The organism is Flavobacterium sp., assembly GCF_035299245.1.
Taxonomy (GTDB): Bacteria; Bacteroidota; Bacteroidia; order Flavobacteriales; family Flavobacteriaceae; genus Flavobacterium.
In genome coordinates, this window is record NZ_DATGWY010000006.1 from 135,318 (window position 1) to 155,916 (window position 20,599).

Here is a 20,599-nt window from a genome sequence, read left to right on the forward strand (position 1 = left end):
TGTCTCAGTGTGTTTAAAAACTAAACGAAATTTCTTTTCCGAAGCAACAGCCAAATGACAATTGGCGCACCAACAATGGATGTAATCGCGTTAATTGGTAATGTAAAATCAAACCCAGGCATTTGTGAAATGGTATCACAAAATAACATGATTATTGCTCCAATTACTATGGTACTCCAAAATAATACCTTGTGATTGCTCGTTTGAAAAAGCAATTTTGATACATGCGGAACGGCCAAACCAACAAACGCAATCGGACCTGCAAAAGCAGTAATACTTCCTGCCAAAATACTAGTTGCAATCATAATGATGAAACGCGATTTTTTAACATTTAGTCCCATACTTTTGGCATAATTTTCACCTAAAAGTAAGGCATCCAAAGATTTTATCGAATACAAACTCATCAGTAATCCAATGACAACGGAAACAGTTAGTAATCCAATACTTGACCATGCTAAATTTCCTATGCTTCCCAAACTCCAAAAAGTAAATTTCTGCAATTGTTCGGCTGTACTGAAATAGGTTAAGACTGAAACAATGGCACTTGTAAAACTTCCAAACATGAGTCCAACAATCAAAATGGTTGCCGTATCGCGTAATCGTTGGGAAACGGTTATTACCAATAGCAAAACTAATAAACTTCCTAAACAGGAAGCTAGAACGATTCCGTAACTAGAAAGTAGAATTTCGGATAGGGCAACTGGCAAAAATCCCGCACCTAATATTACAAATGCAACACCCAAACTTGAACCCGAACTCAATCCGAGTACATAAGGTCCGGCCAACGGATTTCGGAACATCGTTTGCATCAACAATCCTGAAATCGAAAGTCCAATTCCGACTAAAATGGCCGTAATTGCTTTGGGTAATCGAAAATTAATGATAATGTATTCCCACGTTTCTTTTGATGCAGATGAACCCAACAAACTTTTAAAAACTTCTTTTATCGGAATGGCAACTTGACCCAAGGAAATGTTCAAAATCAATGACAAAATCAAGGTCAATGACAAAATTATAAAAAGATATGTAGGTCTGTTTTTCAGCATTATTGTAATTTCTCAAAGAAGTACAGTTCGTAGCTTTTCAGCAATTCGGGATGTAAAATTTTTACCAAATCTTTCAGTACCAAATCGGGTCGATTGGGCGCTAATTCGTAGTACAAAACGCCTCCTTTTTTTCGAATGAATGAATAGACGTTTTTATTTTGAAAAGCTTTAAACTGATTGTAATGCGGATTGGCATTAGTCATGGCTTCTAACGACGAAAATTGTCCAGATGTAAACCAAAATTCAGCATTTTTAGCTTTCTCTAAAACCGTTTCAAACGACAACGACAAACTTCCTGTTCCTGTAGTTTCTGCCCATAAATAGTTGCCTTTTGCTTCTTTGATGAAAGAGCAACCCCAGCTGTTTCCTTGTGGTAAATTCCATTTGTCTTCAAACATATCGCCCACTAAAACGGTTGGATTCGAAAGGGCTTTTTGAGCAATTTTGAGTGTTTTTAAATAATCTTGTTCAATTTTAGAAAAGAGTTCGTTGGCTTTTTCTTGTTGGTCGTATAATGCACCAAATAACTTAATCCATTCGGCTTTTCCTAAAGGTGATTGTTCGTTCCAGTCGCCATTTAAAACGATTTTTAAACCATTTTTTTCTAAATTATCCAGCGTTGGGTTGTTGTTGTCAATTCCGTAACCCATAATCATATCGGGTTGCAAATCGATTAAAACTTCGGTATTCAATGATTGATTATTGCCTAATTCTTTTATTTTTTTGTTATCGATTAAAGCGCGGACTTTTTCAGAAGAAATGTAATCCAAATTCGGAAAACCAATGAGTGTTTTTTCCACTCCGAGCATTTCTAAAGACGGAATATGAGTGGTAGAAGTCACGACAATTTTCTGTATTGGAACCGAAATAATAAGGTTGCTTTTTAGCGAATCGGGAACAATTCCTTTTCTCTTTTTTAAGATGTAAGTGTACGATTTATTGGCTTTTGGCCACGGATTCGAAACCGTTACTATCGAATAACCATCGTAGTTTTGTATTGTAAAACCTTTGGCGTATTTGACGGTGTTTTCATTTGAAATTACTACAGTAGAATCCGTTTCTTTTTTGCATTGAACAAAAAGAAACGCAACAATTAAATAAAAAGAAAATCGGAAAACAGACACAGTATATAATTTTCACAAAAGTAAAATTTATGTGCTTACAAAATCGTGTTTGTGTAACATTTGATGCAAAATGATTTTGGAAGAAGCTTTAATTTTGATGAAAATACAATGTCATGAGAGGCAATTCGAACACTTTTATGTACATCGTAGCCGGAATCATTCTATTGCATTTTATAGTAGGATTTATTTGGCTGATGTATAAATTTTCAAAGAAAAAAGAGGATAAATAGTTTTTTAAGTCTATTTTTGCTCTCGAATTAAGGTTGCGATTCCATTGTTTTCTGAATCGCATTAAAAGGGAATTAGGTTTAAATCCTAAACTGTACCCGCAACTGTAAGCTATCAAGCTTGTTGTTAACTACAAAACCATTGTTCCGATCCATCGGAGTGAGAAGGTAAACAACAAGACGCAAGTCAGGAGACCTGCCTTTTTTCTTAACCAATATCGAATCTTCGGGAAAAAAGATTCAGAGATTATGACTAGAAAAAAAGGATTTCTTTTACTGTTGTTGATGTTGTGCCAATTTGCTTTGGGGCAAATGGATACTATTCATTTGAAGCATGTGATCATTTCGGATTCACAATTGCATCGTTTTTCAAAATCCAAAACCACGATCACTTTTGCCGATTCGATTGTTCAGAAAAATGCGACTTCATTAGCTTCTTTACTGAATTACAATTCAACCATTTATTTCAAAGAAAACGGTTTAGGAATGGTGGCATCGCCTTCGTTTCGTGGAACCACAGCGCAACAAACGGCTGTAATTTGGAACGGAATTAACATCAATTCGCAGCTCAACGGTCAAACCGATTTCAATGCAATTGTGAGTAACAATTACAATTCGATAGTGGTTCGCGCTGGCGGCGGAAGTTCCATTTATGGTTCGAGTGCCATTGGCGGAAGTATTCATTTGAACAATTCGGTCGAATTCAAAAAGCAATTGTCCAATCATCTTTTTGCGAGTTATGGAAGTTTCAACACGTTGAATGCCAATTATAAATTCATTGCTTCTGATGTCAAATGGAGTTCTCAAGTTGTAATTTCTAGAAACAGTTCAGACAATGACTATCCGTATTTAAACACCCATCTAAAAAACGAAAACGGGCAATACAAAAACACGAGTTTAAATGCCATTTTAGGCTATAAGTTCAATGCAAAAAGCCATTTGAAATTTTACAGTCAATGGTATGATGGAGAACGCAATTTTTCGGGAACACTCGCTGCACCTTCAAAAAGTAAGTACACCGATTTGAACTTTCGAAATTTAGCCGAGTTCATGGCAGAGCATCATGCTTTTGTTTCGACTGTTAAAGCCGCTTATTTGTCAGAGAAATATCAGTATTTTGAAGATAAAGACCAGCCTAATTTCAGTTTTGGAAAAGCAGAAACAGCTTTGTTGAAGTACGATTTGTTGTATCGTCTTTCACAGAAAATCACATTCAATACCTTATTGGATTACACTCATACTAAAGGTTTTGGTTCTGATTTGAATCAAAATAAAAGAGGAGTTTTTTCGAGTGTTTTTTTGATGAAACACCAGTTGCTGAATCAGTTGAGCTATGAAATTAATTTTAGAAAAGAAGTTACTAATAATTATGAAAGTCCGTTTTTGTATTCTCTCGGTTTGCACTACAATGCGACTAAAAACTACCATTTGAAGTTCAATTATTCTAAAAATTTCAGAATCCCAACTTTTAATGATTTGTATTGGCAACAAGGTGGAAACTCCAATTTACGACCTGAAACTGCACATCAATTCGAATTAAGTCAAGAAATTAAACTAAAAAATACTTCACTTTCTGTCACCGGATTTTACAATTCACTTACCGATTTAATCAGTTGGAAACCCAATGATACAGGTTTGTGGCAGCCAATTAATACGGAGAAAGTAACAGCCTACGGATTGGAAACCAATCTGAATTACAAGCGGAAACTGAATTCAAATCATACCATAGAATTGGTGGCGAATTATGCGTATACCATTTCAGAAAATGAACAAACACAAAAGCAACTCATCTACGTTCCGTATCATAAAATGACAGCAAGTGTTGCGTATTCGTATAAAAAAATCACTTTTTACAGCAATTATCTTTTTACCGGACAGGTTTTTACTTCGTTGGATAATGCTTATAAATTGAAAGAATACAATGTTGTCAATTGCGGAATTGAATACAATGTTTTAAAACAATTTACATTGGGTTTTAGAATGCAAAATGCCTTCAATGAAAATTATCAATCGGTAGCACAGCGACCTTTTCCTGGAAGAAATTACACACTAAACTTTAATATAAATCTTTAAATTATTATGAAATTGAAACAACTAGTACTGACTTTATTTTGTGGAGCTGCATTCTTTACTTCATGTAGCAATGACGACGAAACTACAGAAACTCCACTCGGAGCTTATGATAACGGTGTTTTGGTCCTAAATCAAGGCGGATTTGGCAACGGTAACGCCTCGATGTCCTACTTATCGGATGATTTGACGGTTTTTCAAGATAATATTTTTTCGCTTGTAAATCCGACAATAACATTAGGTGATACTGCTCAAGATGTTGGTTTTTACAATGAATTTGCTTATATCGTTTTGAATGTTTCGAATAAAATCGAAATTGTCAATCGCTATACAATGGCACACGTTGGAACTATTTCTACAGGTTTATCCAATCCGCGTTATATCGTTTTTGTGAATGGAAAAGGTTATGTTTCCAATTGGGGAAATGGTTCAAGTGCTTCTGATGATTATATTGCGGTGATTAATTTAGCGAATAATTCACTGTTAACTCCAATACCAGTTGCTGAAGGTCCGGAGCGAATGGCAGTTTATAATTCGAAAATTTATATTGCACATGCTGGAGGTTTCGGATTTGGTTCGACGGTTTCAGTTTTGAATACAACGAATAATTCTGTGGCATCAATCAATGTAGGAGACGTTCCAAATTCATTAGAAATCATCAACAATGATTTGTATGTTTTGAATGGAGGAAAACCATCGTGGTCAGGAACTGAGACTTCGGGTAGTTTATCTAAAATTAATTTAACTACTGATACAGTTTCGAATACCATCAATTTTACAGCTTCAACTCATCCTTCCAATCTGGATATTGAAAACGGTGATTGTTACTACACAGTCGATTCGGATGTTTTTAAAATGACTCTGACATCAAGCAGTTTTCCCACAACTCCCATTTTCAGTACAACCGATCAAGGCGTTTACGGAGTGTACAGTTTTGCTGTAAAAAATAATAAAGTATACGTTGGTGATGCAGGTGATTACAGCTCAAATGGTAAAATATACGTGTATACTGTGACAGGTGATTTGGTTTCAAGTAAAACGGTGGGTGTAATTCCGGCTGGGTTTTATTTTAATTAATTATTTGTTGAATTATGAATATTCAACTTGAAATTTTGAAATGTTGAAATAAAAAAAAGGCTTTCTAATGGAAAGCCTTTTTTTTATTTCAATTCGATATACATTTCACTTCGCAAGGGTTCAATTGTTTTTGAGTCAGAGCAATACATAAATGTTTTCTCTGGTTGTTGCATTATTCGACCGCTTGTAATAATTTGGTTGATGGCGGTTGCTAGCAATGGTTCGGTTGCATCACCAATTACACCCAAGTTACCGTAATCCTCTAATTGTTGAATCGTAGCAGTTAATCCGTTTTGATAATCGCCAAAACCATCGGCATTAACCGTTTTTAAAACGATAGGTTGCATGGCGTATTTGTGATTCGGATTCGCACCAGATTTTCCGAAATTTGGAGAATCGTATAAAGTAACAGAGCCCACATTTTTTCCGGTGGTTGTATCCCCAATTTGAATGACATCGATGTAGGATTTTAATCCGTTGATGACCAATTCGCTTGCGGAAGCCGTACTTTTGGTTGTTAAAATATATACTTTGGTAAGGTTTAAACTGTTCAATACACTTCCACTTCCGGTAGTTGTGGTAAAATAATTGAAGATCGAACTTGGGTTGTTTTGTAACCAGTACGCATCGAGTTTGGCATTCCATTGTTGTTTGGCAAAAACACTTCCCGTAAATTGACCTGTAATTAAACTGGCCAGACGAGTTGCAGTGGCAATTGAACCACCCGAATTGTAACGCAAATCGAGTACCAAATGCGTAATGTTTTGTGCTTTTAATTGTCCGAAAGCATCATTCAATTGGTTTTCGTATTGCGAATAAAATCCGTTGTACATTAAATAACCAATTTTTTTATTTCCTTGAACAAAAGTGTTGATTGCATACACCGGATTTTCGGCTAATTGTGTTTTGGTTAATGTTACTGATTGCCCGTTGGGTGTAATGTTTCCATTATCATAATCAGCTAAATTTAAAGTATAAGTAGTAGCAGAAAGAAGCGATTGGTAATTGCTTGCCGTTAAAGGAGTTCCGTTTACGGCATAAAATAGATCGCCGCGTTGAATGTTTTGGGTGGAGGCATTAGAGTTGGGAAGAATGTAGCGCACCCAACCAAAAATATCGGTTGAACTACCGTTTTTGTAACGCAAACCAAAGTCGACACCATTATTTAAAGTATTTCCCGAAAGAATACCTTCTAAAACATCATAATCACTGTAAATTACACTGAATCGATCGATGGAAGAATCAACGCGCAAACTATTGAATAAGGTAGTTGGATTGGAATAACCCGATAAAAAATCATTCAAGGCATCTTGATTAGCAAAACGGTCATCAGCCAAATTCGGAACATCGGTTTGCCACAAATAATATTGATTTAAACCTTTCCATATAAAGTTATTGACTTTTAGTTCTTCTGGAACGGACAAATCGTCTTTGGTGCAACTAATTCCTATTAAGAGCAGAAGAAATAGATTGGCTGCAATAAGTTTCTTTTTCATGTTCAAACTTTTTTATTTCAAATTTAAACTTTTTTTTGATGCTATGGAATATTTTTTAGCCCCGATTGAGGCAAGTATCCTTTTTTGAATTATATATCTCCACTACAATCGATGTGATAAAAAAGATACTGCTGAAAGCGGGAAAATGGATTACAAAAAAAGCCCAAGCCATTTGCTTCAAAAAAAAAAATTACATTTACTGTAACAAAATAAAATGTGTCTCGTCTTCACTATATAACAAGCAATCAACATGAACCAAAACGAATTTTTAACCATCATTACTCCGTTTAAGGACAAAGTGTTTAGAATGGCTAAGCGGTTGCTTGTGAGTAGAGAAGAAGCAGAAGATGCTACTCAAGAAGTTCTGGTGAAATTGTGGAATAAAAACGAAAGTTTGGGCGAATTAAAAAGCGTAGAAGCAATGGCAATGACAATGACTAAGAATTATTGTTTGGATCAGTTGAAATCGAAACGCGCCTCGAACCTAACGTTAGTACACAGTAATTACTCTTCGAATGAGGCTGGTTTGCAAAAGAAAATGGAAGATGCAGACAGTTGGAATTGGGTAGAAAAAATAATAAACGATTTGCCCGAACAACAAAAGTTGATTGTTCAAATGCGAGAAATTGAAGAAATGGAATTTGAAGAAATTGGCAACATATTAGAAATGAACGAAACGGCAGTGCGAGTTGCCCTTTCGAGAGCGAGAAAAACGATTAGAGAAACAATGACACAAACCCATAATTATGGAATTAGTTAGAATAGAACAGTTAATAGACAAGTACTTTGAAGGTCAAACCAGTATTGCCGAAGAAAGAGAATTGAAGGCCTATTTTTCTTCTTCTGATGTTGCGCAGCATTTAGAGCAATACCGCGATGTGTTTGGTTACTTCACCCAAGCCAAAGAACACCAATTTACAAAATCGGTTCCATTACAACCTAGAAAACAGTTTAATGTAGTGTGGTTATCGATTGCTGCAAGTATTGTTATCGTGTTTGGAGTAGTCACTTTTAGATTTTTAGGAACTGAAGAAGTACAACCCGCAGGAGAATTAGGAACGTATGATAATCCGGAGTTGGCCATGGCAGAAACACAAAAAGCCTTGGATTTAGTTTCAGAGAAGTTAAATGTTGGCATAGAAAGTGTAAGTTATATTAACGAATACGAGAGTACCAAAAACAAAATTTTTAAAAAGTAAATTAGTAATCAATCGCTCAAGCGAACAGTTAAAAAATAGAAATCATGAGAAAATTAGTAGTAGTAATCGCTTTGTTTTTAATGTCAAGCAGTCTTTTTGCACAACAATCAGTATTTGACAAATTCGACAACGACGAACAAATTCAAACGGTTATTGTAAGCAAAAAAATGTTTTCAATGATCAGTAAAATGGATGTGAAAGACAAAGAGTCGCAACAATACGTGAATTTGATCAAAAAATTAGAAAACCTAAAGGTGTTTGTAACCAACAACACCAAAAAAGCGGCCGATATGAAAGCCACTGCAGATAAATACTTAAAGACTGCTGGTTTAGATGAATTGATGCGCATCACAGAAAAAGGTAAAAGCGTAAAAATTTATGTAAAATCAGGCGCAACCGATTCACAAGTAAAAGAACTATTAATGTTTATTGAAGGTTCTGGAAAAGAAGAAACCGTATTGATGTCGTTAACCGGAAATTTTGACTTAGATGAATTGTCAGCTTTGACTGATAAAATGAAATTGCCTGGTGGTGCTGAGTTAGAAAAAGCAGGAAAAGGAAGAAAATAATAGGCAAAACCTCATAGTTCACTGTGAGGTTTTTTAAAATTGTAATCATGAGATACATAGTATATTTAGCGATAGCGGCAAGTTTACTTTTAGTTAGTTGCAACAGTGAGCCCACTCTTCAAAAGTTTTTTGTAGAGAATTCTGAAAAGAAAGATTTTATTGCGTTGGATGTGTCTTCAGATATATTGAGGTTGGATGAGACTTCGTTGACATCAGAGCAAAAGCAAGCACTAGACGCTTTTGATAAAGTAAACATCATTGCTTTTAAATCGACCGATAAAAACCAAAAAGAATACCAAGCCGAGAAAGCCAAATTGAACGGTATTTTGAAAAAAGAAGAATACCAACAATTGATTAAAGTAGGTTCAGGAAGTCAAGGTGCTTCTATAAGTTTTGTAGGTACAGAAGATAAAATCGACGAGTTTATTTTGTACGCCAATAAGAAAGAAAACGGTTTTGCGGTAATCAGAGTAACCGGAGATGAGATGAACCCTACGCACATCATGACCATGTTGTCATTATTGCAAAAATCCAATATCGATTTAGAGCAGCTGAAGCCTTTACAAGGTTTGATGCAATAAATATAAAGTTGAGTTTAGTTGTTAAAAAAAACCGATTCCATAACAGAATCGGTTTTTTTTATTTTTTGAAGTATTTGAACGGAACAAACAGCATCCCAAAACATTCTCCATCTTCTTTGCCAATGTGTTTGTGGTGCATTTTGTGTGCTCTGCGAACGCCTTTTGCATAAATATTATCGGCATTTCGGAACAATTTGAATCGTTGGTGAATGAAGATATCGTGAACGATAAAATAAGCCAATCCGTAAGCAAATATTCCCAATCCAATCGAAATACCAATTTCTAAAATATTGTACTTCCAAAGCAAGAAACAACCAATACTCACAACAGCGTAAAAGATGAAAAAAGCATCGTTGCGCTCAAACCACGAATCGTGATCTTTTTTGTGATGATCAGCGTGCAAAACCCATAAAAATCCGTGCATAACGTACTTATGAGTGAACCACGCCATGAATTCCATGATGCAAAAGGTGAGTATAAAAACCAAGATATGAATCCACATACTATTTTATTTTAACAATTTTATTTTTTATTTTTTTGTGTGCCTAATCCCGCTTTATGCTTCAAGATTTTTCATTTAATCCTTTTTTTGTAAGCTCTAAAATGAGCTTCCGTTGGTCGCTTTTTTAGAGCAACAAAAAATAGGCTTTCATTTCAAAATGCTTTCCGCTGCAATCGGGGGCAAATTGCGTGTTTCATCAGAACACATATTTGTAATCTACAAAATATTCAATCGATAATTCACATAACAACGCGCCAATAAACCTACTTTTTGATAATCCGGAACTCTGATGCGCGTGTTTTTGATTTCCATTGAAGGCGTTTTCTTCAATTTTGACAATAATTTTTTGTAATAGATGTACGCTGTATACACTCCGAATTTGGCTTCAATAGGCAATTTTACAATTCCTTGGTAACCGGCTTCAAAATCGGCTTCAATTTCTTTGATGATTTCGTTTTTTGAGGTTTCATCTAAACGCGATAAATCGGTATTAGGGAAATACGTTCGACTCAAATCTTCGTAATCTGCTTTCAAATCGCGTAAAAAATTCACTTTTTGAAACGCCGAACCCAATCGCATGGCCGATTGCTCTAATTCATTGTATTTGCTGTTATCACCATTTACAAAAACTTTTAAACACATCAGTCCAACCACATCCGCCGATCCATAAATGTATTCGTTGTATTCTTCGTAAGTCGTATATTTTGATTTGACCAAATCCATTTTCATGCTTTTCATAAAAGCCTGAATCAATTCAGACGGAATTTGGTATTTATGAACCGTATATTGAAACGAATTCAAAACCGGATTCAAACTGATTTTATTTTGTAAAGCAGTTTCTAAGTCTTTTTCAAACAAATCAAAGAGTAATTCCTTATTGTAATCGTGAAAAGTATCTACAATTTCATCGGCAAACCGCACAAATCCGTAAATATTGTAAATGTCTTGGCGAATGCTTGGCGCTAGCATTTTTACGGCACTTGCAAACGAAGTACTGTACATTTTAGTTACATTTTTGCTGCATTCAAAAGATACGGTGTCAAAAATAGATTTCATAAAAAAAACTCTTTAAAATTTAGCTGTATTTACGTATTAAATCGGCAACCAGTTTACCCGAAATCAACGATGGCGGAACACCTGGACCAGGAACTGTCAATTGACCAGTAAAATAGAGACTGTCTACTTTTTTACTTTTCAATTTGGGTCTTAAAAATGCTGTTTGTAATAGCGTGTTGGCCATTCCATAGGCATTTCCTTTATATGAATTGTAGTCTTTTATGAAATCATTTACACAAAATGACTCCTTAAAGATAATGTTATTTTTTAAATTTTGTTGTGTTAATTTTTCTAAACGGGTAATAATTTTTTCAAAGTACGCTTCTCTAATCTCATTAGTATCATTCAAATTGGGCGCAAGTGGAATTAAAAATATGGCTGCTTCTTTTCCTTCTGGAGCCGAATTTTCATCTGTTTTGGAGGGAAAGCTGGCATAAAACAAAGGCTCTTCCGGCCATTTTGGATTGTCATAAATGTCTTTGGCGTGTACATCAAAATCAACATCAAAAAACAAAGAATGATGTTCTACATTGATTATTTTTTTATCGAAACCTACATAAAATAGGAGCGAGGATGGAGCAAACACTTTTTTGTCCCAGTATTTTTCGGAATACACACGGTGGTTTTCGTCTAATAAAGTTTCCGAATGATGGTAATCAGCACCCGAAAGCACTACATCTGCGGCAATGAATTCGCCATTTACTTTAAGGCCAATCGCCTTTTTATTTTCAACTACAATCTTTTCAACATTGGCATTCGTTTGTATCGTTACACCTAATTCTTTGGCTAATTGTTCCATTGCTAGAATTACAGAGTACATTCCGTTTTTAGGATGCCACGTTCCCAATCCGAAATCAGCGAAGTTCATAAAACTATAGAATGATGGAGTATCAGACGGTTTTGCACCCAAAAATAAAACAGGAAATTCTAAAATTTGAACCAGTTTTTTATTTTTAAATCGCTTTCGAATGTCTCTTGATATATTGCTAAAAAACTGATTTACCTTTAAAGCAGTTTGAATAGTCACTAATTCGAGTGGGGAAACACCCGGACGATACACTAAATCTTTTATGGCGATGTCGTAATTACTTTGAGCTTCTTTCATAAAGGAAGCCAATTGACTTCCGCTTCCCGATTCAATGGATTCGAAAGTTTTTATTATTTCAGGTAGATTATCGGCAATAGTTACAAATTCATTGACACCAAAATATACTTGGTAGGCAGGAGAAAGTTTTATCAGTTGGTAATAATCGGATGGTTTTTTATTAAAATCGCTAAAGAAGCGTTCAAAAACATCGGGCATCCAATACCAAGTCGGACCAATATCAAACGTAAAACCGTCTTTTTTAAGTTGACGTGCTCTTCCTCCAATGGTGCTGTTTTTTTCGTAAATGGTTACTGAGTTACCGTCTTTAGCGAGATAACAACTGGCTGCTAATGCGGAAAACCCCGAGCCTATTATTTTAATTTCTTTTTTCATAATTGTTTAACAAATATAATAAAAAGTTAAACAAAATCATGATTTTAAGATAACTTTATAACTTTTGAGAGAAGGCATCAATTGAATTGAATATCTGAATTTTATTAGAGTAATTTTTTGAATTTATATATTCTGTCATTCTTCCCAAAAGCCATAACTCGGTTTCATCACCCAATAGTTTGCTTTTTAGATCAGCAATGTAGTCATTAATTTCTGATTTATTTGGCTCAACAGTAGCGTAACAAACAAAAACAATGTTGTCAAAATACTTTTTGACGTCTTGTAGACTAGAAGTTGGGACGCTTTCGCCAAGATAAATGGTTTTGTAGCCATTGAGTAAAATTTCATAATTGAGGTACATTAATCCCAATTCATGAATTTCGTTTGAAGGCAAATACAAAACAAAGAGTTTGTCTGTTTTAATGACAGGCTCTATTTGAAGCTTTTCGGTATTGATTAGAATTTTCTGCTTGATTAAGTAGCTGATGAAATGCTCGTGAGCTGGTGTGATAGTTTCTGCTTGCCACAAAAAACCTATTTCTGTTATCAAAGGAATAAATACTTCATAAAATATTTCTCGGAATGATTTTTCGGAAAGAAGTTGATCGTATGTGTTGAAGAAAAGTGTTTGGTCAAAATTCATCATGGCTAACTTAAACGAACTAATAGCATGATTTTTTGCGTTTTTTTCAGATACTATTTCTCTTACAAGTGAATTGATTTTATCATTGTGAAGTTTAGATATTTTGGAAATTTTGTAACCATAATCATGTAACAATGTTATATTCAATAGTTTTTGAAGAGAAGATAAATCATATAATCTGATGTTGGTATCAGTGCGCATTGGCTGAAGCACATCATATCTTTTTTCCCATATTCTAATGGTGTGAGCCTTAATTCCAGAAAGGTTTTCAAGGTCTTTTATACTGAATGAGCTTTTAATGTTGTTCATGATTTAAATAAAAAAGTTAAACAAAATTAATCAATTTATTTAAACAACAACTTTTATTTAGGAATTATTTGTGTTTTGATGATAAAATTTATGTGCAAAGTGAATTGGAAATCAAGAGCTAGTAATTAAATACATTATTAAAATTCTCTTGTAAGATTTTAGCATGAATAAAAAAACACCTAGTAAAAAACAAATCTATTTGTTCTTTAATTTGGTGTTTTATTCAATGTGACCACGATCAGATTCGAACTGACACGTCTTGCGACACCACCCCCTCAAGATGGCGAGTCTACCAATTTCTCCACGTGGCCAAATAAAAAAAGCATTCGCTAAACGAACGCTTTTTGTGACCCGACTGGGGCTCGAACCCAGGACCCCAACATTAAAAGTGTTGTGCTCTACCAACTGAGCTATCGAGTCATTGCATTCTTAAAATTTTAAATGATGGTCATTTTGTGACCCGACTGGGGCTCGAACCCAGGACCCCAACATTAAAAGTGTTGTGCTCTACCAACTGAGCTATCGAGTCATTTTAATTTCTTGAATGCGGGTGCAAATATAAGGCGTTATTATTTATTTTTCAAAGCAATTTTATTTTAAATTTACCTTTTTTTAATATTCATTCCTAATACCTTAGAATATAAGGATTTATTGATATGTGTAAACTAGTTTTGGTGGGTTATATGGGTAGCGGAAAGTCGGTTTTAGCAAAAAAACTGGCTGAAAAATTAAACATTTCCTTCGTTGAGTTGGATGATTTGATTGAAGAAAAAGCAAAAATGACCATCAAAACTATTTTCTCAGACAAAGGTGAATTGTATTTCCGAAAATTAGAGCATCAATTGTTTTTAGAAAAAATGGAATCTAACGAATCCTTTGTTTTGAGTACTGGAGGAGGAACGCCTTGTTATTTCAATAATCATGAAGTTTTAAAACAAACAGATTCAGTTTCAATTTATCTAAAAGCATCCATAGACACACTTTATTCTCGACTTAAAAATCAAAGAGAAAGCCGGCCATTATTGGCGCAACTTGGCGAAGGTGAGTTGAGAGAATTTATTGCTAAACATTTGTTTGAAAGAAGTTACTTCTATAATCAAGCCAAACACATCGTTGTAGTAGATGATAAATCAATTGACGATATTGTAAAGGAAATAGAGAAGTTCTTACTCTAGGTAAGCGTATGAATTGTCTTTTTCAAATACAACAGTGACGTGTTCCTTAGATGAAGTAGATAACGAAATTCCTTTAAAATCAGCTTTTACAGGATATTTTTTATGATTTCGGTCAACAAGAACAGCGGTTTTGAATTTTTTGGTTGGAACATCAAGAAAATGCTTTACACCATAAATTAATGTAGTTCCAGAATTCAGTACATCATCTACTAAAATTAATCCTTTGTTTTTGTATTCATCGCTGCTGATTGATGTTGTTATTTCAGAATTTGGATTTTGCTTATTAATTTTTACTTCACACAAGTTCACCTTTATAGCCGATATTTGCTCAATTTCTTTGGCAATTTTTGTCGCCAAAATGTATCCATTTGAAGCAATTCCCGCAATAATAATTGAATCTTCATCAATAAATGTCTCATACACTTGATACGCAATTCTCTTAATAATATGATTGATTTGCAAATCAGAGAGGATAATGTTTTGGCTCATAGTGTTATTTTTTGGTAAAGATAAAAAAGAGTTCGTTTTCTTTTCTTGGTTTTATAGAATTATATGCAGTTTCCAATTTCTTGATGGTTAAATAATTGGAAAATAGATTTTGATACTCATTGATAGAGCCTCCAAATGGCGGACCAACTTCAGTCAAAGGGAACTGAAATAATAACCCTATAAGTTTGCCATTTGGCTTGAGAAGAGAATGCATTTTTTCGACATATTTTGACCGTAAATTTACATCCAAAGCACAGAAAAAGGTCTGTTCTACTATTAAATCGAAGTTGTCCTCTAAATCGAAAAAATCCCCAAAAATAAAAAAATTATCGTCAATATTTGGGAGTTTCTCTTTCAAGTTTTGTATCGGAGTTTGGGCATAATCCAATACAAAAACATTAGTAAACCCATTATTGACTATATATTCAAACTCGTAACCATTTCCGGCTCCTGGAATTAAAATTTTTATGTTTTTATCGGGTAGTTGATCAAAGTATTCTTTCAAAGGTGTAGTTATACCTCCACAATCCCAACCAATATCGTTGTTTTGATAGCGGTTTTCCCAATAATCACTATTCAGTTTCATCATCATTTACATTAAATTCAAAGTCTTCTAAATCACGACGGTCTTTTTTGGTTGGTCTGCCATCACCAGTTCTTCTGTAGTGTTCTTTAGATAATTTCAGCAATTCCAAATGGGCAAAGGATTCAGCCGGAGTTTCGTCTTTTCTATAAACATCAACTAACTTAGCACCAATTCTATTTTGCGGAACATCTAAAACGGTAATGATATAATTAATCTGATCTTTTCTAAATGTTATTTTATCGCCCGGAAACACTTCTTTTGAGGCCTTAGCAACTTGACCATTTACGGTTATGTGATTCTTCTTGCACGCTTCGGTTACCATGTTTCTGGTTTTGTAGTACCTCACACACCATAAGTATTTATCTACTCTCATTTTTTTTCTAAATTCGGCGTTAAATAGTTTACAAAAATAAATCAATATTGTATCTTGCGACCAAATTTTAAAATTATTATGAAAAAAGTTTTTAACTTACTTTTTCTGTTTTCCATGGCAGGAATAATTGTCTCTTGTAACAAGAATGATGATGATGAGCCAACTCCACTTCGTGATTATGCAGAACAGTATGCAACTGATTTAGCCGACATTGAAGAATATTTGCAAACACATTATATTGAATCGGTTACTAACAATCCGGGTCAACCTGATGATCAAGATATTAAATTGACATTGATTCCTAGTGGTGGTTCTCAAACCTCAATTTGGGATCAAACTACTTATCCATTGTCATTTATAAATGTTGAATCTAATGATATTACTTATAAAGTTTATTATTTGAAAATGCGTGAAGGAACAGGTTCAAATAGTAAAACTCCAACTAATTACGATAGTGTTTTAGCCGCATACAAAGGAAATCTTTTGGATGATACAGTTTTTGAAACAAATAATTACCCAACAAGTTATTTCAATTTAGGTGGAGTCATCAAAGGATGGAGTGAATTATTTCCAAAATTTAAAACGGGTAGCTACCAAGTCAATGGAGATGGAACCTTATCGTATTATGATTTTGGATCTGGTGTGTTCTTTATTCCTTCAGGATTAGCTTATTATAATTCAACCAGAGCCAGTATACCAGCTTATTCACCATTAATATTCAGTGTTAAATTGTATGAAGTTCAACGTGTCGATCATGATTCAGATGGAATATTTTCGTATCAAGAAGATGTTAATGGTGATGGTTATTTAAGAGATAATGACACTACTTATGAGGACGACACCGACCAAGACGGCACACCTAATTTCTTAGATCGAGATGATGATGGGGATAATTATTTGACTAAAAATGAATTGAAATACATTATAAACGGAATTACTTATTATTATCCTTATGATGGAGCTTTAGTTGATGACCCGGTAACACCGCAAAATGAGACTTATGGGATTCCAAGAGCATTTACAGGTCCACTTTTAAATCCGTCTCTTCCAGAATCTGAAACCAATAAACGTCAGCCTCTTCCTGAAGATTATACAGATTCTAATAGATTGAGAAGGCATTTAGATGCGAATTGTAAACCGCCTTATCAATAATATAAACTCATAAAAAAAACCAGTTTTGTTGAAACTGGTTTTTTTTATGAGTTTATATTTTATTTAGAATCACTTTCTCTTCAATGCCTTTTGTACAGCTTCTACAATTGCCTGATTGTTGAGTTTGTATTTTTCCATTAGTTGTTCCGGTGTTCCACTTTCTCCAAACGAATCCTGAACGGCAACAAATTCTTGTGGTTTCGGATTGTTTAAAGCTAAAGTTCGAGCTACGCTTTCTCCTAAACCGCCTAAAATATTATGCTCTTCAGCAGTCACTACACAACCTGTTTTGGCCACCGATTGTAAAATAGCTTCCTCGTCTAACGGCTTTATGGTATGAATGTTAATTACTTCAGCAGAAATTCCTTTTGCTTCCAATGCTTCAGCTGCCACTAATGCTTCCCAAACCAAATGACCTGTAGCGATAATGGTTACATCGGTTCCTTCGTTTAAAAGAATTGCTTTGCCAATTACAAACGGTTCATCTGCAGGCATAAAATTAGGAACTACTGGGCGACCAAAACGCAAATAGGCCGGACCGTGATGATCGGCCAATGCAATTGTTGCTGCTTTAGTTTGATTGTAATCGCACGTGTTGATAACGGTCATTCCAGGCAACATTTTCATCAAGCCAATGTCTTCTAGTATTTGGTGTGTTGCTCCGTCTTCTCCTAATGTTAATCCGGCGTGTGAAGCACAAATTTTTACATTTTTATCCGAGTAAGCTACTGATTGACGAATCTGATCGTATACTCTTCCTGTCGAAAAGTTAGCGAATGTTCCTGTGAACGGAATTTTGCCTCCAATGGTCAAACCAGCAGCAATTCCGATCATGTTGGCCTCTGCAATTCCCACTTGGAAAAAACGCTCTGGGTGATTTTTTTTGAAATCGTCAAATTTTAACGACCCAATCAAGTCGGCGCACAATGCAACGACATTTTCATTTTTTTGTCCGAGTTCGGTCATTCCTGCTCCAAACCCTGAACGAGTATCTTTACTTCCTGTATTTTCGTATTTTTTCATTTTTTAATGCTATAAGCTTTAGGCTTTGGGCAATAGGCATACAGCCTAATGCTTAAGCTTAAAGCAATTTTAATAATCGCCTAAAGTTACTGGGTTTTGTTCTAATGCTTTTGCTAATTGCTCGTCATTAGGAGCTTTTCCGTGCCAAGCATGAGTATGCATCATATAATCAACTCCATTACCCATTTCGGTATACAATAAAACGCAAACGGGTTTTCCTTTTCCGGTTTTCGATTTGGCATCGTTCATAACAGCAATAATGGCTTCAATATTGTTGCCTTCTTTGATTTCTAAAACCTCCCAATCAAAAGCTTCAAATTTGGCTCTTAGACTTCCCATATTCAAAACCTCGTCTGTGGTTCCGTCAATTTGTTTTCCGTTTACATCAACGGTAGCAATTAAATTGTCTATTTTTTTAGCAGAGGCATACATGATGGCTTCCCAATTTTGACCTTCTTGCAATTCACCATCACCGTGAAGTGAATAGATTAAATGATTATCGTTGTTTAACTTTTTGGCTTGTGCAGCACCAATAGCAACTGATAAACCTTGTCCTAACGAACCCGATGCCATACGAACTCCAGGTAAACCTTCGTGTGTAGTTGGGTGACCTTGTAGTCTCGAATTGAGTTTTCTAAATGTAGCCAATTCGCTCACTGGGAAATAGCCGCTACGTGCTAAAACACTGTAAAAAACAGGTGAAATATGACCGTTGGAAAGGAAGAAAATATCTTCACCAGTTCCGTTCATATCAAAACCTTCTTTGCGGTTCATGAGGTTTTGGTATAATGCAACAAAAAATTCAGCACAACCCAAAGAACCTCCGGGATGACCTGAATTTACAGCATGTACCATTCGAAGAATGTCTCTTCGTACTTGTGTAGTTAAGTCGTGTAATTGTTGTGTGTTCGACATTGTTTGTAGTTAAAATTTAATGCCTCAAAAGTAAAAGTAATTTTAAAGGTTGGCAAATGAATTTTTTAGAAGTTATTAAAGGTTGTAAACAATGATAAACCTCTTTTTAGGATTGATTTTTTGAGAAGCTCTGCCGCGTGAGTGATAGAAGCGGCATCCTCCCGTTGCGAGGCACGAAGCAATCTGGGAGATACAGCGTATAGCACGGTGCCGATGGACAAAAACAAGTTTGCAAAACGTAGTTTTTGCCCATCGGGGCACGCCCAAATAAATCACAATTGAATTCAAAAATGTTAAATAAAATCCTAAATCACGATGCTAAAAATGGAAATAATTTATCTTTGCCGTCCATATACGACAAAATGAAATTCGATTTACTACAGAAAGATCCCAATTCGAAAGCCAGAGCAGGAAAAATTACCACCGATCATGGTGTAATTGAAACTCCCATTTTTATGCCTGTTGGAACGGTTGCTTCGGTAAAAGGAGTACACCAACGCGAGTTAAAAGAAGAGATCAATCCCGATATAATTTTAGGAAACACTTACCATTTGTATTTGCGTCCGCAGACGACTATTTTAGAACAAGCGGGCGGATTGCATAAATTTATGAATTGGGACCGTAATATATTGACTGATTCGGGTGGATATCAAGTGTATTCATTATCCGCCAATCGAAAAATAAAGGAAGAAGGAGTAAAATTTAAGTCGCATATTGACGGTTCGTACCACGTTTTTACACCCGAAAATGTGATGGAAATTCAGCGTACGATTGGTGCTGATATCATCATGGCTTTTGATGAATGTACACCGTATCCGTGCGATTATCGTTATGCACAACGCAGCATGCACATGACACACCGTTGGTTGGATCGATGCATTACTCATCTGGAAAAAGTACCTTTCAAATACGGATTTGAGCAAACGTTTTTTCCGATAGTTCAAGGAAGCACATACAAAGATTTGCGCAGACAATCGGCAGAATACATCGCCAACGCAGGTCAACAAGGCAATGCTATTGGTGGATTATCAGTGGGTGAACCGGCCGAAGAAATGTATGCAATGACCGAAGTAGTGTGTGAAATACTTCCCGAAGACAAACCGCGTTATTTAATGGGAGTTGGTACTCCGATAAATATTTTGGAGAACATTGCACTCGGAATCGATATGTTTGATTGTGTGATGCCAACACGAAATGCTAGAAACGGAATGTTGTTTACGGCCAACGGAACCATCAACATTAAAAATAAGAAGTGGGAAAATGATTTTTCACCTGTTGATGAAATGGGAACTACTTTTGTGGATAGAGAATATACGAAAGCCTATTTGCGTCATCTTTTTGCTGCGAATGAATACTTAGGAAAACAAATTGCTACCATTCATAATTTAGGTTTTTATATGTGGTTGGTTCGTGAAGCCAGAAAGCATATATTAGCAGGAGATTTTAGAGTTTGGAAAGACCAGATGGTGAAACAGATGAGTCAACGATTATAACTGTTTGTAGTTTA

At 35.1% G+C, this 20,599-nt stretch carries 21 protein-coding genes, 3 tRNA genes and 1 riboswitch; of the genes, 9 read left to right on the top strand and 15 right to left on the bottom strand.

Annotated elements, in window-relative coordinates; genetic code table 11:
• Window positions 1-20: 20 nt before the first annotated feature.
• Window positions 21-1,046: an iron ABC transporter permease gene (locus VK161_RS04855; protein WP_324213633.1), complete on the bottom strand. Its 1,026-nt coding sequence runs from the start codon at window positions 1,044-1,046 to the stop codon at window positions 21-23.
• A complete protein-coding gene (locus VK161_RS04860) occupies window positions 1,046-2,170 on the bottom strand; it encodes an ABC transporter substrate-binding protein (protein WP_324213634.1) in 1,125 nt (374 codons plus the stop codon). The genes VK161_RS04855 and VK161_RS04860 overlap by 1 nt, the downstream gene beginning before the upstream one ends.
• A 243-nt stretch (window positions 2,171-2,413) precedes the next feature.
• A riboswitch (cobalamin riboswitch) is annotated at window positions 2,414-2,615 on the top strand.
• 31 nt (window positions 2,616-2,646) lie between these two features.
• Between VK161_RS04860 and VK161_RS04865 the strand changes: the two genes are divergently transcribed.
• The gene (locus VK161_RS04865) at window positions 2,647-4,470 is read left to right on the top strand and encodes a TonB-dependent receptor plug domain-containing protein (protein ID WP_324213635.1); all 1,824 of its coding nucleotides are present in this window, start codon (window positions 2,647-2,649) and stop codon (window positions 4,468-4,470) included.
• A gap of 6 nt (window positions 4,471-4,476) precedes the next feature.
• Window positions 4,477-5,544: a hypothetical protein gene (locus VK161_RS04870; RefSeq protein WP_324213636.1), complete on the top strand. Its 1,068-nt coding sequence runs from the start codon at window positions 4,477-4,479 to the stop codon at window positions 5,542-5,544.
• An 83-nt stretch (window positions 5,545-5,627) separates the two neighbouring features.
• On the opposite strand, the gene VK161_RS04875 is transcribed toward VK161_RS04870, so the two are convergent.
• Window positions 5,628-7,040: a S41 family peptidase gene (locus tag VK161_RS04875; protein ID WP_324213637.1), complete on the bottom strand. Its 1,413-nt coding sequence runs from the start codon at window positions 7,038-7,040 to the stop codon at window positions 5,628-5,630.
• A 250-nt stretch (window positions 7,041-7,290) separates the two neighbouring features.
• Here VK161_RS04875 and VK161_RS04880 point away from each other — a divergent pair, with 250 nt between their 5' ends.
• From VK161_RS04880 to VK161_RS04895, 4 genes are read left to right on the top strand one after another with little or no spacing between them, the layout of a single operon-like run.
• Window positions 7,291-7,800, top strand: a complete 510-nt coding sequence (locus VK161_RS04880; RefSeq protein ID WP_324213638.1) for a sigma-70 family RNA polymerase sigma factor — start codon at window positions 7,291-7,293, stop codon at window positions 7,798-7,800.
• Window positions 7,787-8,239: a hypothetical protein gene (locus tag VK161_RS04885; protein WP_324213639.1), complete on the top strand. Its 453-nt coding sequence runs from the start codon at window positions 7,787-7,789 to the stop codon at window positions 8,237-8,239. The genes VK161_RS04880 and VK161_RS04885 overlap by 14 nt, the downstream gene beginning before the upstream one ends.
• Window positions 8,240-8,283: 44 nt before the next feature.
• Complete coding sequence (locus VK161_RS04890; protein WP_324213640.1) at window positions 8,284-8,808, top strand: DUF4252 domain-containing protein; 525 nt, start codon at window positions 8,284-8,286, stop codon at window positions 8,806-8,808.
• A gap of 47 nt (window positions 8,809-8,855) precedes the next feature.
• Window positions 8,856-9,389, top strand: a complete 534-nt coding sequence (locus VK161_RS04895; protein ID WP_324213641.1) for a DUF4252 domain-containing protein — start codon at window positions 8,856-8,858, stop codon at window positions 9,387-9,389.
• A gap of 58 nt (window positions 9,390-9,447) precedes the next feature.
• Here VK161_RS04895 and VK161_RS04900 read toward each other — a convergent pair whose 3' ends face one another.
• From VK161_RS04900 to VK161_RS04930, 7 genes are all read right to left on the bottom strand, one after another.
• On the bottom strand, window positions 9,448-9,891 hold the full coding sequence (locus tag VK161_RS04900; RefSeq protein WP_324213642.1) for a beta-carotene hydroxylase: 444 nt from the start codon (window positions 9,889-9,891) through the stop codon (window positions 9,448-9,450).
• A gap of 216 nt (window positions 9,892-10,107) precedes the next feature.
• The gene (locus VK161_RS04905) at window positions 10,108-10,947 is read right to left on the bottom strand and encodes a phytoene/squalene synthase family protein (RefSeq protein ID WP_324213643.1); all 840 of its coding nucleotides are present in this window, start codon (window positions 10,945-10,947) and stop codon (window positions 10,108-10,110) included.
• Window positions 10,948-10,966: 19 nt separating this feature from the next.
• Entirely contained in the window at window positions 10,967-12,427 is a 1,461-nt protein-coding gene (locus VK161_RS04910; protein ID WP_324213644.1) for a phytoene desaturase family protein, read from the bottom strand.
• Between the two features lie 55 nt (window positions 12,428-12,482).
• Window positions 12,483-13,379 (bottom strand): MerR family transcriptional regulator, encoded by an 897-nt coding sequence (locus VK161_RS04915; RefSeq protein WP_324213645.1) that lies wholly within the window; start codon window positions 13,377-13,379, stop codon window positions 12,483-12,485.
• Window positions 13,380-13,608: 229 nt separating this feature from the next.
• Window positions 13,609-13,690: transfer RNA gene (locus VK161_RS04920), tRNA-Leu, on the bottom strand.
• Window positions 13,691-13,726: 36 nt separating this feature from the next.
• Window positions 13,727-13,799 (bottom strand) — tRNA-Lys (locus VK161_RS04925).
• 36 nt (window positions 13,800-13,835) lie between these two features.
• Window positions 13,836-13,908: transfer RNA gene (locus tag VK161_RS04930), tRNA-Lys, on the bottom strand.
• 127 nt (window positions 13,909-14,035) lie between these two features.
• Here VK161_RS04930 and VK161_RS04935 point away from each other — a divergent pair.
• On the top strand, window positions 14,036-14,554 hold the full coding sequence (locus VK161_RS04935) for a shikimate kinase (protein WP_324213646.1): 519 nt from the start codon (window positions 14,036-14,038) through the stop codon (window positions 14,552-14,554).
• On the opposite strand, the gene VK161_RS04940 is transcribed toward VK161_RS04935, so the two are convergent.
• Genes VK161_RS04940 through VK161_RS04950 form a run of 3 tightly spaced genes read right to left on the bottom strand, consistent with a single transcriptional unit; the run spans window position 14,546 to window position 16,002 of the window.
• Complete coding sequence (locus VK161_RS04940) at window positions 14,546-15,043, bottom strand: phosphoribosyltransferase family protein (RefSeq protein WP_324213647.1); 498 nt, start codon at window positions 15,041-15,043, stop codon at window positions 14,546-14,548. The genes VK161_RS04935 and VK161_RS04940 overlap by 9 nt on opposite strands.
• 4 nt (window positions 15,044-15,047) lie before the next feature.
• The gene (locus VK161_RS04945) at window positions 15,048-15,635 is read right to left on the bottom strand and encodes a methyltransferase domain-containing protein (protein ID WP_324213648.1); all 588 of its coding nucleotides are present in this window, start codon (window positions 15,633-15,635) and stop codon (window positions 15,048-15,050) included.
• Window positions 15,616-16,002, bottom strand: a complete 387-nt coding sequence (locus VK161_RS04950) for an RNA-binding S4 domain-containing protein (protein ID WP_324213649.1) — start codon at window positions 16,000-16,002, stop codon at window positions 15,616-15,618. The genes VK161_RS04945 and VK161_RS04950 overlap by 20 nt, the downstream gene beginning before the upstream one ends.
• Before the next feature lie 78 nt (window positions 16,003-16,080).
• Here VK161_RS04950 and VK161_RS04955 point away from each other — a divergent pair, with 78 nt between their 5' ends.
• On the top strand, window positions 16,081-17,154 hold the full coding sequence (locus tag VK161_RS04955; RefSeq protein ID WP_324213650.1) for an FKBP-type peptidyl-prolyl cis-trans isomerase: 1,074 nt from the start codon (window positions 16,081-16,083) through the stop codon (window positions 17,152-17,154).
• A 69-nt stretch (window positions 17,155-17,223) separates the two neighbouring features.
• Here VK161_RS04955 and VK161_RS04960 read toward each other — a convergent pair whose 3' ends face one another.
• Both VK161_RS04960 and VK161_RS04965 read right to left on the bottom strand, forming a co-directional pair.
• On the bottom strand, window positions 17,224-18,177 hold the full coding sequence (locus VK161_RS04960) for a transketolase family protein (protein ID WP_324213651.1): 954 nt from the start codon (window positions 18,175-18,177) through the stop codon (window positions 17,224-17,226).
• 69 nt (window positions 18,178-18,246) lie between these two features.
• Window positions 18,247-19,092, bottom strand: a complete 846-nt coding sequence (locus VK161_RS04965) for a transketolase (protein WP_324213652.1) — start codon at window positions 19,090-19,092, stop codon at window positions 18,247-18,249.
• Between the two features lie 362 nt (window positions 19,093-19,454).
• On the opposite strand from VK161_RS04965, the gene tgt reads away from it, so the two are divergent.
• The gene (gene tgt / locus VK161_RS04970) at window positions 19,455-20,585 is read left to right on the top strand and encodes a tRNA guanosine(34) transglycosylase Tgt (protein ID WP_324213705.1); all 1,131 of its coding nucleotides are present in this window, start codon (window positions 19,455-19,457) and stop codon (window positions 20,583-20,585) included.
• Window positions 20,586-20,599: the final 14 nt, after the last annotated feature.